Raw genomic sequence first — 13,523 nt, forward strand, 5'->3', positions numbered from 1 at the left:
GGCTGCCTGGTATTGTCGTCATGCTGTTGCTCGCCCTCACCCTCCATCAGACGCTGGAACAGCTCGTCGAATTCAACAAACAAGATTCTCTCCATAGTGCGACTCACTTGCAGTCTCAGTTTAAGCAGATGACAGCCTTCCTCGAAGCCATGCGAGGCCAGGCGGAGGAACGGCTGCGCAGCAATCCGCAGTCGACGCTGACCCGCCAGCTTTATAAGGTCCTTCACGTAGACCCGACGCGAAGATTCTCACTGGATCAGATCCCCCCCGACCTGCCCGTCGGGCTCGTTGGCAATCTGACCGGGCTAGGACCATTGCCTGACCCGGGCGGCGAGCGCGAAGCCAGGATCCACCTGGCATTAAGCCTCTCGCCTTTATTGTCCACCGCCACCAAGTTGCTGAAAGACAAGGTCACCTGGGTTTATTTCACCGGGGCAGATGATTTTATCTATGTCTATCCGTGGGTGCCCTCAAGCCGTTTTCATTTTCAACGAAAACTCTATCAACAATCCTACTGGCTGGATGCCCTGCAAAAGCAAAACCCCAGCCAGCGCGTCATCATATCGCGTCCCTACGCAGATACTGCAGGTGAGGGAATGATGATCACGCTGTCCAAGCCCATAGTGCGGGAGCAGATGCTGGTGGGAGTCATCAGCATGGATATTTTACTCTCACGGCTCGATGAGATGATGAGGGAACACGCACCACGAATTGGAACCCTGTTTCTGGTCAATCAAGATCACTATATTCTGGCCAGCAGCGCGCGGGAGCATAGCCGGGCCCCCAAGCCGGTAGAGGCATGGGATGGCTATCGCTGGCTCCAGGGGGCGTTTCAGTTCCAGTACATCATTCCTGACACCGGGCTCACCCTGCTCCACCGCGTCCCTTTGCCTTCCCTGCTGTGGGCCCTGCTCAGTCAGTCCGCACCAACCCTGATCGCCCTCTTCTTCATGGCCTGGGCCGTGCTCGCCAACCTCAAGTCTCGCCGTCTGAACCGGCAGCTGAATTACCTCTCCAACCACGATGCCCTGACCGGCGCCTTCAACCGCCACTACTTCGACGAGTTCGAGCGCCGCCATCAACAGCGCGGGGGCAGCGTCGGGGTGATCATGTTCGACTGCGATCACTTCAAGCAGGTCAACGACCGCTTTGGCCACGAGGGGGGCGACCAGGTGCTGATCCAGCTGGTGCGCCTGTGCCAGCAACAGCTGCGGCGGGAAGATGCCCTGATCCGCTGGGGCGGCGAGGAGTTTCTGCTGCTGGCGGCCAAAGGGGGCGAACCACTCGACCAGCTGGCCGAGCGGTTGCGCCAGCACATCGCCAGTCACCCTTGGCAGGCGCTGGCGCCAGCGCTGGCTGTCACCATCAGCCTCGGCTATCACCACAGCAACGCCGAGACGCCGCTACAAGAGGCCATCAGGCGGGCCGACGTGGCGCTCTACCAGGCCAAGGCCAACGGGCGCAACCGCAGTGAACCCTGGCAGGATGACGGCGCCGGCAACTGCGGGTAAGCTGATCCCCTCACTCATGTTCGGAGAGACAAAGTGGCACGAAAACCCCGTGTGGGACTGGCTCTTGGCAGCGGCGCGGCCCGTGGATGGGCACACATCGGCATCATACGGGCGCTGGAGCGGCTCGGTGTCAAACCGGATCTGGTGGCGGGATGCTCCATCGGCAGCTTTGTCGGCGCCGCCTATGCCGCCGGTGAACTGGACAAGCTGGAGAGCTGGGTACGCGGCTTCAGCCGCTTGCAGGTGGTCAGCCTGCTCGATCCGGCCCTCTCCGGCGGCCTGTTTCGCGGCGAAAAGGTGTTCGGCATCGCCGCCAATCACTTAGGGGATCCCGCCATCGAGAGCCTGCCGCTCCCCTTCGCCTGCGTCGCCACCGAGCTCGACACCGGTCGCGAGATCTGGTTGCAGCAGGGGCCGCTGCGCCAGTGTGTGCGCGCCTCCTGCGGCATGCCCGGCATCCTGACCCCGACCCGGGTCGACGATCGCTGGCTGGTGGATGGCGCCGTGGTCAACCCGGTGCCCATCTCGCTGGCTCGCGCCATGGGGGCCGAGGTGGTGATCGCGGTCAACCTCAACGCCGACATGCACCAGCCCTGGACCGACGAGCCGGACGAGCCGAGTGGCGGCAACCGCTTCAGCCAGTGGTTCAACCGGGGCGACAGCCCCAACACACCCGGCATGTGGAGCGTGATGACCGGCTCCATCAACATCATGCAGGAGCGCATCACCCGCGCCCGGATGGCCGGCGACCCGCCCGAGATCCAGCTCTGCCCGCGCCTTGGCAGCTTCTCCATCATGGATTTCCACCGCGCCAGCGATGCCATCAACGAAGGCGAAGCCTGCGTCGAGCGCAACGCCGATCAGCTCAAGGAAGAGTTATCCCGCTTAGGCCTCATCTAGCACGGTTCACCGGATCCGCATCACCAATAAAAAGAGCGCCTTGCGGCGCTCTTTTACTGTGGAAACGGCTGGTCTAGAACAGCCCCAACCCCTTGAGCATCACGATCAGGATCAACAGCGGCGACACGTAACGGATGATGAAGAAGAGCGGCTTGAGGATGGCCAACTCCAGCTCGCCACCGTTGGTCAGCGCCTCCTTCATCCGCTCGAAACCCCACACCCAGCCCACGAACAGGCAGAGGAAGATGCCGCCAAGGGGCATCAATACGTTGGAGGAGACGAAATCGAACAGGTCGAAGAAGGTCTTGCCGGCGATCTGTACCTCCGCCAGCGAACTGTTGGAGAGCGCGCAGGTGGAGCCCACCGCCCCCAGCACCAGCAGGTTGAGCAGGGTTGCCTTGGGGCGGCTCATGTGGAATCGTTCGGAGACCACCGAGACCGGCACTTCCAGGATGGAGAGCATGGCACCGGTGGCGGCGATGGCGGAGAGCACGAAGAACAGCACCATGAACAGGTGACCGAACGGAATGCTGGCGAAGACCGCCGGAATGGTGATGAACAGCAGGGAGGGACCGGCGGTGGGCTCAAAACCGAAGGCGAACACCGCCGGGAAGATGGCGATGCCGGCCAGCATGGAGACGAACAGGTCGGCACACATCACCCGGAAAGTGGTCAGCGGGATATTCTGATCATCCCGAAAGTAGCTGCCATAGGTCATCATGCAACCCATGCCGATGGAGAGTTTGAAGAAGGCGAGCCCCATGGCGGTCAGCACCACCCCGGCGGTGATCTTGGAGAGATCCGGCGAGAACAGAAAGTGCAGCCCCTGGCTCGCGCCCGGCAGGGTCAGGCTGCGGATGCCGATGACCAGCAGCAGGATGAAGAGCACCGGCATCAGCTTCTTGGTGACCGCCTCGATCCCCTTGGAGACCCCCATCAGCAGGATGCCCCCCATCAGGATCAGCACCAGCCACTGCCAGAGCAGGCTCTGCAGCGGGTCACTTATCAGCGCCCCGAAGGCCGCCCCGGTCACCTTGGGATCGGTCGACAGGATGGAGCCGTCAACGGCCTTGAAGATGTAGGCAAAGACCCAGGCCGCCACTTCGGAGTAGAAGGACATGATAAGGAAGGCGGCCAGCACCCCCATCAGGGCGATCAACCACCAGGGCTGCCCCTTGGGGGCCAGCTTGCTGAGGGTGGTGACGGCGTCGGACTTGCCTTTGCGCCCCAGCATGATCTCGGAGATCATCACCGGCAGACCGACCAGCAGGGTGGCGATGACATAGACCAGCAGGAAACCGGCGCCGCCGTTTTCGCCCGTCAGGTAGGGAAACTTCCAGATATTTCCCAGCCCGACGGCTGAGCCCAGGGTGGCGGCAAGGACGCCGAATTTGCTGGTAAAGCCATCTCTGGCCTTAGGAGTGATTTGACTCATGCTTGTCTCACTGTGCGCATCATGCGAGGGGTACTGCTAATTTTAGCGGTCGGAATTTTCTGAGGATTGATTCGGCTTGCCAAGGTATTTTCGTGAAAAGCCTTGGTGAGAGCACAAATAGCCAAATTTAATTAAATAAATAATAAATATGATGAATAAAAAATGCCGCCTCGAGGGCGGCATTTTTGTCAGGGCTCAATCAGCTCAAGCCTTGGCAATATCGTCCGGACCGATCTGGCCGATCTCGGCGACTTTCTTGTCAGCCAGCAGCCAGAGGGTGAACTTGTGCAGTTCCGGGTGGTGAGCCAGGGCCACCAGGAAGGCGCCACCAACTTCACGATAACCCAGCTCATAGTTCTTCAGGGTGGTCGGGGGAACGCCCAGCAGATCAGCAAACTTGGGACGGCTCAGGCCGACTGCTTCACGGATCTGACGGATCTTCTTACCAACAGTTACGATATTTGAATTCATATTGTTCCATACTCCGTACGGCGGATTGACTCCACCTTTATTTTTCGCGACGACTCGTAGTCAAGTGTATCAGTTTTGAACGGACTCGTTATGGTCGAGTCTCTATCTTTAATCAGCGTCTTTCGACGACAACCCTTGCAAACATCGGGGATGGTAATCGCTCAACCGCCTCAGGTAAACAGTCTCGAAAAGAAACCTTTATTGTTGCCACAGGAATTACTCGTATAATCCGCGGGCTATCCCTTAAGAGTAAGAACCCATGGCACTTCCCGGCATAATCTCCTGTTTACACCCGGTATCCTCCCCCGCAGAACTCAGTCGCCAATTGCAGCAGGGCCAGCAGACACGCGCCGAAGCCTTCTGGTTGCCCGCCGCCCTGCACGATCAGGCGGCAGCAGTTTTGGCTGCGCTGGATGACAAGAGCAGCCTGTTTCTCGACCAGCCCGTTGCCGGACTTTCCCTGCGCAGCCACGATGGTGTCATGCAGGAAGCGGGAACCCTGCTGCTTGGCAATGGCCAGCAGCTGACACTGGCCAGCACAAGAGGGGATGGCGGTCTGGTCCCCACCAGCGCGCTTGCCGAGATGGCCGACTGGCTCGAGGCGGGCCACCGCCACTTTTGCTGTTCAGCTGCAGTACAGCCTGTGGCCCGGGCCATCCTCAATATCTGGCCCCTGGATCCCTACCTGGCCCGGCATTTTTTGGTCAGTTTTACACCCTTACTGTGCGAAGCAACCGAGGCCGATTATCTGGCGGTGTTCCAGGCGAGGGAATCTCCCGCCATGGCGCAATCTGACTGGGTTCAGGCCTATATGAAACTCGAAAAGAGACTGCACAGATCCTATTTGGATCACTAATTAATCTGGATAAACAGCCAGTTACCCACACGACACAATCTGCCATATGGATTATGTGTGAGCTTGATCATGTTTTGAATTAGGCATAGAGTGCGCCACGTCATCGGAATGACACCGGCTGTTCGTGAAGGGGTGAACCATTGTTTTTGCAATGTCCCCCGCTCGCTAGTGCACCAGGAATGCGTGCCTCCCGGAAGGAACCGGGATCCCTGCCAGACTCAACGCTGTTGTTCGGCAGAGCCTGCAGCTTACATAAATTAAAAAGTGCGAAGCACGTGAACAACGTGCCATCTCAACGAGGATTTTTTTATGATGAAAATGGCTCCTTCCCTGATCGCCATCGCCATGGCTGCCATGGGTGCAACTGCCGCTCACGCCGCTGACGACATCTACTTCGGTGCCGGTGCCGGTGCTGCCCACTTCAACGGTCTGAACAAGATCGGTGGTGGCGGTTACGCTGGTACTGAAGACGCTGCTGCTGCCAACGCCTTCGTCGGTTACAACTTCACCGAAAACTTCGGTACCGAATTCGGCTACCAGTACGCTGGCCGCGGCAACACCGACGGTCTGCGTTACGAGAACCAGGGTGCCACCCTGTCCGGTATCGCTCGTCTGCCGCTGGGCGGCGACTTCTCCGCTTTCGCTGAAGGCGGCGCCTACTGGGCTCACACCGACGGTCTGGGCACCAGCGACACCAAAGTATCCCCGCTGGCCGGCCTGGGCGTGACCTACAAGGTCAACGACGCGCTGGATCTGCAAGCTCGCTACCGCTACATGTGGGACGTGGCCGACCTGCACGCAGGCGACGCCCCGGACGACGTACGCTACAAGTCCAACCAGAGCGTTGCGACCCTGGAAGCCGTATACCACCCGTTCCGTACTTCCTACGTAGCTCCGGCTCCGGCTCCGGTTGTTGAAGAAGCCCCGGCCCCGGCTCCGCAGGTAGTTGAGAAGAACTTCGCCCTGAACTCCGACGTGCTGTTCGCCTTCGGCAAAGACAGCCTGAAGCCGGAAGGCGTTGCTGCCCTGAACGCTCTGTACCAGCAGATCGTTGAGTTCCAGCCGAAAGATGGCAACGCTGTTGTCGTTGGTTACACCGACCGTATCGGTTCCGACGCCTACAACCAGAAGCTGTCTGAAGCCCGTGCCCGCACCGTTGCCAACTTCCTGGTCAGCAAGGGTATGGCTGCCAGCAAGGTTGCCATCGAAGGCCGCGGCGAAGCCAACCCGGTTACCGGCACCAAGTGCAACGGCGTGAAAGCCAAAGCTCAGCTGATCTCCTGCCTGGCTCCGGACCGTCGCGTAGAAGTTCGCGTATCTGGCGTACAAGAAGTTCAGAAGTAATCTGACTTAGTTCAGATAATGCGAAAAGGGGATGCCACGGCATCCCCTTTTGTTTGCCCGCCGCCTGTTTTTGAGCAAAAACACAGCAACCAGCGTCACTTCCTGTCAAATCGTTTCCCCCGGCTTCCTTCTCCATAATCACCGCAGCGCCGCGCCAGTGCTGGATATCTGTACAGAAACTTGATCCGTGCGAGTCAAAAGAATACAGTAAACCCGCTTGTAAGGTATTGGATGAACTATTAAAAGTGCATTCGGCCCGGTTAGTTGTCCATGAAGCCAAGGCTTCGTGAGTATCCAGGAACCATCTCTTTTTTCATTCAGACCAACCGTGGTTCACCATGGAGGTCGCAGTGAGACTGTCATCTGCGGCCGGTATAACTGAAAGAGTGCGCAGTACGCCCTAGCACGGCAAACTCAACGAGGATAAAACGATGAAAATGAAAATGGCACCCACCCTGATTGCTCTGGCCATCGCTGCCATGGGCACCACCACAGCTCAAGCCTCCAACGACTGGTACACAGGTATGGGTGCAGGTTGGGCTTATGGTCACGATCTGGACGACTTCGGCAAAGACGCAGACAAGGACGCCACCGCGCTCTCCCTGTTCGGCGGCTACAACTTCAACGAGAACTTCGGCGCCGAGCTGGGTTACCTCTATGCCGGCAAAGGCGGCGTTGACGGCGTTGACTTCAAGACCCAGGGCGCGACCCTGTCCGGTCTGGCCCGTCTGCCGCTCGGCGACATCTTCTCCGTGTTTGCAGAAGGCGGTGCCTACTTCAACCACGTCAACGGCAACGGCAGCAGCGACAACGGCACAGCCCCGCTGGCCGGTCTGGGCGTGACCGCCAAGCTCTCCGACCTGCTCGATCTGCAAGCCCGCTACCGCTACATGTGGAACCTGGGTGACGAGCAGAAGACCTGGGAAACCGACATGAGCGTGGCCACCCTGGAGCTGGTGATGCACCCTAACCGCACCACCTATGTGGCCCCCGTGCCCGCCCCGGCACCCGAGCCCGTTCCTGAGCCGGTGATGGTCGACAAGAACTTCTCCCTGAGCTCGGACGTGCTGTTTGCCTTCGGCAAATCCACTCTGAAGCCGGAAGGTGTGGCCGCCCTGAACACCCTGTATCAGCAGATCGTCGACGTTCAGCCCAAAGATGGCAGCGCCGTGGTCGTCGGTTACACCGACCGCATCGGCTCCGAAGCCTACAACCTGAAGCTGTCCGAAGCCCGTGCCCGCACCGTGGCCGACTTCCTGGTCGGCAAGGGTCTGCCGGCTGGCAAGGTCTCCATCGAGGGCCAAGGCAAGGCCAACCCGGTCACCGGTACCCAGTGCAACGGCATCAAGGCCAAGGCTCAGCTGATCTCCTGCCTGGCGCCGGACCGTCGCGTTGAAGTGCGCGTCACCGGTGTACAGCAAGTTCAACAGTAAGTCGTCAGCCCGCTGACCATGAAGGAGGCCATCAGGCCTCCTTTTTTATTCCCCTCGTCAGGCCCGCCATCCTGCTCCGCTTTTGTGCGCATTTCTGTGCACATTTCCTGCCAACCTGCCCCGTCAGCTGGTTAAACGCTCTGCATCACCTATAAATAGTGGTGGTTGTACTCAACAGGGCTTGCGCCCTACTACACCAGCATCGACGAGGATACGCGATGAACATAAAAGTAAAACCGGTTTGGATTGCATTGGCATTGGCGGCCACGGGTGCCCAGGCGGCGCCGGACAACGACTGGTACGCCGGGGTGGGTGGCGGCTGGGCCATCGCTCACGATCTGGGTGACTTTGGCAAGGATGCGAGCAAGGATGCCACCGCGCTCTCCCTGTTCGGCGGCTACAACTTCACCGAGAACCTGGGGGGTGAGCTGGGTTACCTGTCGACCGGCAACTGGGATGTGCAGGGCAATGACTTCAGCAGCCAGGGCGCCACCCTGTCGGTGATTGGGCGGCTGCCGCTGGGGGATATCTTCTCGGTGTTCGCCGAGGGGGGCGGTTACCTCTACCACGTCAAGTCCGTCAACGGCGGTGACAACAACCTGGCTCCGCTGGCCGGTCTCGGCCTCACCGCCAAGCTGCACGACTGGGTCGACATCCAGGCCCGCTACCGCTATCTGGTCCGGGTCGGGGACGATCCTGACAACGACAAGGTGGGCAGCGGTACCCAGCGCTGGGTCAGCGACATCAGCACCGCCACCCTGGAGCTGGTGATCCACCCCAATCGCAGCAAACCGGTCGAACCGGCCCCCGCCCCCATGGTCGTTCCCCCGCCACCGCCCGCCCCCGAGCCGGTGGACCAGACCTTCAACCTGAGCTCGGACGTGCTGTTTGCGTTCGGCAAGGCGGATCTCAAGCCGGAGGGGATGCAGGCACTCGACTCGCTCTACCAGCAGATCGTCGACGTCCAGCCCAAGGATGGCAGCGCCGTGGTGATGGGTTACACCGACCGCATAGGCACGGATGCCAACAACCAGAGGCTGTCGGAGGCCCGCGCCAGCACGGTTGCCAACTTCCTGATCGGCAAGGGGTTGCCCGCCGACAAGGTGAGCATCCAGGGCAATGGCGAGAGCAACCCGGTCACCGGCAGCCAGTGTGATGCCATCAAGGCCAAAGCCGCCCTCATCGACTGCCTGGCCCCGGATCGCCGGGTGGAAGTGCGGGTCACCGGTACCCAGGGGAGCGCCGAGCCCGCCGCGCCTGAGATGCCAGCAGAGCAGTGAACCCGGCCGAACAGAGGACCGGACGTGTGACGAGGTGCAGATGACTGCGCGCCGGCCAGCGAGCCCGCCACGCCATGCACAAAAAAGGGATGCCGAGGCATCCCTTTTGCTTTGCTCCTTTGCGCAGGATCAGAAGGAGGTGCGGCGATAGCGACGGTACTCTGGGCGCCAGAAGTTCGCCTCGATGGCCTGATCGATCACCTCGTCCGGAGTCTGCACCGCCTTGCCCTGCAGCATGGCGGTCTTGGCCACCATCTTGGCGATGTAGCGGGAAACCTCATGAATGTCCGCCAGATCCGGCAGCAAGGAGCCCTCCTCCCCCTTCACCAGCGGTGAGCACTCCGCCAGCGCGCGGCTGGCCGACATCAGCATGGCATCGGTCACCCGGGTGGCACCGGCGGCGATCACGCCAAGGCCTATCCCCGGGAAGATGAAGGAGTTGTTGCACTGGGCGATGACGTAGCGCTTGCCCTTGTACTCCACCGGTGCAAACGGGCTGCCGGTGGCCACCAGCGCCTGACCGTCAGTCCAACGGATGAGGTCGGCCGGGGTGGCTTCCACCCGGGAGGTGGGGTTGGAGAGCGGGAAGATGATGGGTCGGGCACAGTGCTTGTGCATGGTCTTGACCACCTCTTCGGTGAACAGCCCCGGCTGGCCGGAGACCCCGATCAGGATGTCAGGGCGACCGTGCTCCATTACCTCCAGCAGGGAGATGTTGTCCCCCACCGGCCAGTCGGCGATGCGCTCCACCGGCTGGGAGAGACGGCGCTGGAAGTCGAGCTGGTTGGGGATCTTGTCGGTGATGAGACCGAAGCGGTCCACCATGAAGACCCGGCCGCGAGCCTGGGCATCGGTCAGCCCCTCGGCCTTCATCTGCGCCACTATCTGCTCGGCGATGCCGCAACCGGCGCTGCCCGCGCCGAGGAAGGCGACCCGCTTCTCGGAGAGCTTGGCGCCGGAGGCCTTGCAGGCGGCGATGAGGCTGCCCAGGGTCACGGCGGCGGTGCCTTGAATGTCGTCGTTGAAGCAGCAGAGCTCGTTCTTGTAGCGGTTGAGCAGCGGCATGGCGTTGTTCTGGGCGAAATCCTCGAACTGCAGCAGGATGTCGGGCCAGCGACGCTTGACCGCCTGAATGAAGGCGTCGACGAACTCGGCATACTCTTCGCCCGAGATGCGCGGATTGCGCCAGCCCATGTAGAAGGGGTCATTCAGCAACTGCTGGTTGTTGGTGCCCACGTCCAGCACCACCGGCAGGCAATAAGCTGGCGAGATGCCACCGCAGGCGGTGTAGAGCGACAGCTTGCCGATGGGAATGCCCATGCCGCCGATGCCCTGATCGCCGAGGCCCAGGATGCGCTCACCGTCGGTGACCACGATCACCTTGACGTTCTGCTTGGTGGCGTTTTGCAGCATGTCATCGATCCTGTCCTTGTCCGGATAGGAGATGAACAGGCCACGGGCGCGGCGATAGATGTTGGAGAACTCCTCGCACGCCTTGCCGACGGTCGGGGTGTAGATAACCGGCAGCATCTCGGTCAGGTGGTTGGTCAGCAACCGGTAGAACAGCGTCTCGTTGGTGTCCTGGATGTTGCGCAGGTAGATGTGCTTGTCCATGTCGTTGCCGAACGCCATGAACTGACGGTAGGCCCGCTCGGCCTGCTCTTCGATGGTCTCGATATTCTGGGGCAGCAGGCCTTCGAGGTTGAAGTTGCTGCGCTCTTCGCTGGTGAAGGCGCTGCCCTTGTTGAGCAGCGGGGTCTCCAGCAGGGCCGGACCGGCATAGGGAATGTAGAGGGGACGTTTCTGGTTATTATCTTCAAACATGGATCGGGTACCTAAACGATGACCTGGACGAAGGAGTCCGCCGATCCTATGGGCTTGCGCCGTTAATTTCAAAGAGTTTGCACATCCGTTGCAAAAGGTTTGCGACCCAGGCGACGAAAGGCGCCAGGGGTCAGACCAGTGAGCCGGCGAAAGCGGTTGGCAAAGTTGGCGCCGTCGCTGTAACCGACCCGGCCGGCCAGCTCACCCAGCGGCCAGTTGGTATAGAGCAGCAGCTGGCGCGCCTTGTTCATACGAAGCTCGGTGAGCCAGGCCATGGGGCTCATGCCGAACACCTGCCGGCAGAGCCGGTGCAGGTGGGGCACCGAGCAGGCCATCTGATCGGCCAGCAAGGCCACACTCCAGGGCTCGTCGAGGCGTGCCTCCACCTGTCGAAACAACGCCTGCAACCTGAGCTCGGGGGTGCCGCGCACCTCCCCCTGCAGGGTGCGCTCCAAGAGCGCCAGCAGCAGGCTCAGCAGCTGGGGCTGCAGCGGTGAACGCACCCCCTCCCCCTGCATCAGGCTGAGCAGGTGATAGATCGGCTCCCCCTCTTCCCCCTGCCAGATGCGGTGACCGAGCCGGTGCAGGTGCTGCCAGCGCGGCACGTCATCCAGCAGGATCCAGCTGGTGCGCCACTGCGCCCCCACCAGCTTGAGGCCGCCCGGCACTGCCGCCGGCAAGAAGACGAGCGAACCGGCCGGGATGGGCTGCTCGCCGCCATCGGTGAGCAGGGCCCCCCCCTCGTCGTGGCTCACCATCAGGATGTGAAACTCCGGCCGATTGCGGCGGATCAGGTAGTGATCGCGGATGCGCGAGAGCCCGGTCAGGAAGATACCCGCCTCGCCGAGCAGTGGCAGCCCTTCGCGCCCCAACATTCGCTCCTCGCAGGACGGGGCGATTTCCAGACACTCGCTGACAAACGGCATAGCACCTCAACAGGATAGTTTTGCACAAGAAAGCCGAGAGAGGCTCACAGTGAAGCCACCCGCTACTCCCCCTATCATACCCATGACAAACCTTGCTTTTTATCTACCCGGTTAACATAAATGAATTATTGGCAAGCGATTTTAAAACAAACCACCGATCGTGAGTTCATGACCCGATTGTGGCGGCTGGCCCTGCCGGTCTCGCTGCAATCCATGATGTTCTCCCTGCTCGGTCTCATCGACATCATGATGGTGAGCCAGCTTGGCACCACTGCTGTGGCTGCGGTCGGCTTGGGTAACCGGGTCTTCTTCTTCAATCTGCTGGTGATAGCGGGGCTCTCGGGCGGGGTCTCGGTGTTGGCGGCACAATATTACGGTCGCGGCGAGATGGCCGGGGTGCGCCGCTCGCTGGCGCTGGCGCTGGTGGGGGCCCTGGCGGTGAGCCTGCCGTTTGCCCTCGTCTACCTGCTCTCACCTGGCAGCGTGCTCGGCTTTGCCAGCCAGGAGCCCGCGCTGCGCGAGCTGGCGGACGAGTTTTTGATGATCACCGGCGCCACCATCCTCTGCACTGCCGTGGTGGTGCCGCTGGAGTCGGCGCTGCGCTCGGTCGGCAATGCCGCCGCCCCCACCCGCATCGGCATCATCGCCATCATTGCCAACGTCATCCTCAACTACGCCCTCATCTTCGGCCATTTCGGTTTCGAGGCGATGGGGGTGGCCGGCTCGGCCTGGGGCACCACGATTTCGCGGCTGCTGCAGACTGCCCTGCTGCTGTGCTATGTGTGGCGCATCGAACCCCGCCTGATCCCGCGTAAGCAAGACTGGCTGGCCGCCTTCAAGCGCAAGGAGGTGGTGCGCTTCACCCTGATCGCCCTGCCGCTCCTGTTTCACGACGGGCTCTGGGCCTTCGGCATGCTGCTCTACGGCTTTCTTTACGCCCACCTTGGCACCGACTCGCTGGCCATCATGACCACCCTCGGGACGCTGGAGAGCATCCTCATCTCCCTCTTCTTCGGGTTGGCAGTGGCCTGCTCCACCCTGCTCGGCCACCGGCTCGGGGCCGAGGAATACGAGGCCGCCTGGCAGCACTCCCAGCTCTTCCTGCTGCTTGCCCCCATCGGTGCCCTGCTGGTGGGGATCGCGGTCTGGCTGCTGCAGACCCACCTGCTGCAGTGGGTCGGCAATCTGCCGGGCGAGCTGATGACGGAGGCCGGCCAGGTGCTCGCCATCCTGTGTCTGGGCATGCTGCTCAAGGTGTTCAACATGGTGGGCATCGTCGGGGTGCTGCGCTCGGGCGGGGATGTCAACTACAGCATCTTCATCGACATCGTCGGCATGTGGTGCATCGGCCTGCCGCTCGCCTGGGGAGCGGTCAACCTGCTCGGCTGGCCCCTCTCCTGGGTAGTGGCGGTGATCCTGCTGGAGGAGCTCAGCAAGGTGTTGCTGGTGCAGCGCCGCATCCGTCAGCGCCGCTGGCTGCGCAATCTGGTGCTGGGATAAGGGAAGAGAGCAAAGCGGGAAAATGCGGGGTCATATCAATGAC

Annotated in this window: 11 protein-coding genes; 7 read left to right on the forward strand and 4 right to left on the reverse strand. The window is 61.3% G+C overall.

Features of this window, described 5'->3' with window-relative positions; genetic code table 11:
- Positions 1–53 precede the first annotated feature (53 nt).
- Both AB5Y81_RS07545 and AB5Y81_RS07550 read left to right on the forward strand, forming a co-directional pair.
- On the forward strand, positions 54–1,511 hold the full coding sequence (locus AB5Y81_RS07545) for a diguanylate cyclase (protein ID WP_341536331.1): 1,458 nt from the start codon (positions 54–56) through the stop codon (positions 1,509–1,511).
- Between the two features lie 33 nt (positions 1,512–1,544).
- Entirely contained in the window at positions 1,545–2,411 is an 867-nt protein-coding gene (locus tag AB5Y81_RS07550; protein WP_005298608.1) for a patatin-like phospholipase family protein, read from the forward strand.
- Between the two features lie 73 nt (positions 2,412–2,484).
- Here AB5Y81_RS07550 and AB5Y81_RS07555 read toward each other — a convergent pair whose 3' ends face one another.
- Positions 2,485–3,846 carry a sodium-dependent transporter gene (locus tag AB5Y81_RS07555; RefSeq protein ID WP_005298606.1) on the reverse strand — a complete coding sequence of 454 codons (1,362 nt, stop codon included), beginning with the start codon at positions 3,844–3,846 and terminating at the stop codon, positions 2,485–2,487.
- Between the two features lie 204 nt (positions 3,847–4,050).
- Positions 4,051–4,317, reverse strand: a complete 267-nt coding sequence (locus AB5Y81_RS07560; protein ID WP_005298604.1) for a DNA-binding transcriptional regulator — start codon at positions 4,315–4,317, stop codon at positions 4,051–4,053.
- 259 nt (positions 4,318–4,576) lie between these two features.
- Between AB5Y81_RS07560 and AB5Y81_RS07565 the strand changes: the two genes are divergently transcribed.
- The 4 genes from AB5Y81_RS07565 (at position 4,577) to AB5Y81_RS07580 (ending at position 9,230) form a co-directional block, all read left to right on the forward strand.
- Positions 4,577–5,173 (forward strand): hypothetical protein, encoded by a 597-nt coding sequence (locus AB5Y81_RS07565; RefSeq protein WP_201880463.1) that lies wholly within the window; start codon positions 4,577–4,579, stop codon positions 5,171–5,173.
- Positions 5,174–5,482: 309 nt separating this feature from the next.
- The gene (locus AB5Y81_RS07570; protein WP_017766527.1) at positions 5,483–6,517 is read left to right on the forward strand and encodes an OmpA family protein; all 1,035 of its coding nucleotides are present in this window, start codon (positions 5,483–5,485) and stop codon (positions 6,515–6,517) included.
- A 431-nt stretch (positions 6,518–6,948) separates the two neighbouring features.
- The gene (gene ompA, locus AB5Y81_RS07575) at positions 6,949–7,950 is read left to right on the forward strand and encodes a porin OmpA (protein ID WP_005298595.1); all 1,002 of its coding nucleotides are present in this window, start codon (positions 6,949–6,951) and stop codon (positions 7,948–7,950) included.
- A gap of 218 nt (positions 7,951–8,168) precedes the next feature.
- Positions 8,169–9,230, forward strand: coding sequence for an OmpA family protein (locus AB5Y81_RS07580; protein ID WP_095593178.1), 1,062 nt, complete (start codon positions 8,169–8,171; stop codon positions 9,228–9,230).
- 129 nt (positions 9,231–9,359) lie between these two features.
- On the opposite strand, the gene AB5Y81_RS07585 is transcribed toward AB5Y81_RS07580, so the two are convergent.
- Both AB5Y81_RS07585 and AB5Y81_RS07590 read right to left on the reverse strand, forming a co-directional pair.
- Positions 9,360–11,054, reverse strand: coding sequence for an NAD-dependent malic enzyme (locus AB5Y81_RS07585; RefSeq protein ID WP_005298591.1), 1,695 nt, complete (start codon positions 11,052–11,054; stop codon positions 9,360–9,362).
- A 68-nt stretch (positions 11,055–11,122) separates the two neighbouring features.
- Positions 11,123–11,980 (reverse strand): AraC family transcriptional regulator, encoded by an 858-nt coding sequence (locus AB5Y81_RS07590; protein WP_279484670.1) that lies wholly within the window; start codon positions 11,978–11,980, stop codon positions 11,123–11,125.
- A 120-nt stretch (positions 11,981–12,100) separates the two neighbouring features.
- Here AB5Y81_RS07590 and AB5Y81_RS07595 point away from each other — a divergent pair, with 120 nt between their 5' ends.
- Entirely contained in the window at positions 12,101–13,480 is a 1,380-nt protein-coding gene (locus AB5Y81_RS07595; RefSeq protein WP_279484671.1) for an MATE family efflux transporter, read from the forward strand.
- The last annotated feature ends 43 nt before the right edge of the window (positions 13,481–13,523 follow it).

The sequence above is a fragment of the Aeromonas sp. s2 genome (genome assembly GCF_040907935.1).
In the GTDB taxonomy this organism is placed as follows: domain Bacteria; phylum Pseudomonadota; class Gammaproteobacteria; order Enterobacterales; family Aeromonadaceae; genus Aeromonas; species Aeromonas dhakensis.

Coding starts and splice junctions, on each gene's coding strand:
- AB5Y81_RS07595 (WP_279484671.1), top strand. CDS start 12,101: ATGAATTATTGGCAAGCGATTTTAAAACAAACCACCGATCGTGAGTTC.
- AB5Y81_RS07570 (WP_017766527.1), top strand. CDS start 5,483: ATGATGAAAATGGCTCCTTCCCTGATCGCCATCGCCATGGCTGCCATG.
- AB5Y81_RS07555 (WP_005298606.1), bottom strand. CDS start 3,846: ATGAGTCAAATCACTCCTAAGGCCAGAGATGGCTTTACCAGCAAATTC.
- AB5Y81_RS07580 (WP_095593178.1), top strand. CDS start 8,169: ATGAACATAAAAGTAAAACCGGTTTGGATTGCATTGGCATTGGCGGCC.
- ompA (WP_005298595.1), top strand. CDS start 6,949: ATGAAAATGAAAATGGCACCCACCCTGATTGCTCTGGCCATCGCTGCC.
- AB5Y81_RS07585 (WP_005298591.1), bottom strand. CDS start 11,054: ATGTTTGAAGATAATAACCAGAAACGTCCCCTCTACATTCCCTATGCC.
- AB5Y81_RS07565 (WP_201880463.1), top strand. CDS start 4,577: ATGGCACTTCCCGGCATAATCTCCTGTTTACACCCGGTATCCTCCCCC.
- AB5Y81_RS07560 (WP_005298604.1), bottom strand. CDS start 4,317: ATGAATTCAAATATCGTAACTGTTGGTAAGAAGATCCGTCAGATCCGT.
- AB5Y81_RS07590 (WP_279484670.1), bottom strand. CDS start 11,980: ATGCCGTTTGTCAGCGAGTGTCTGGAAATCGCCCCGTCCTGCGAGGAG.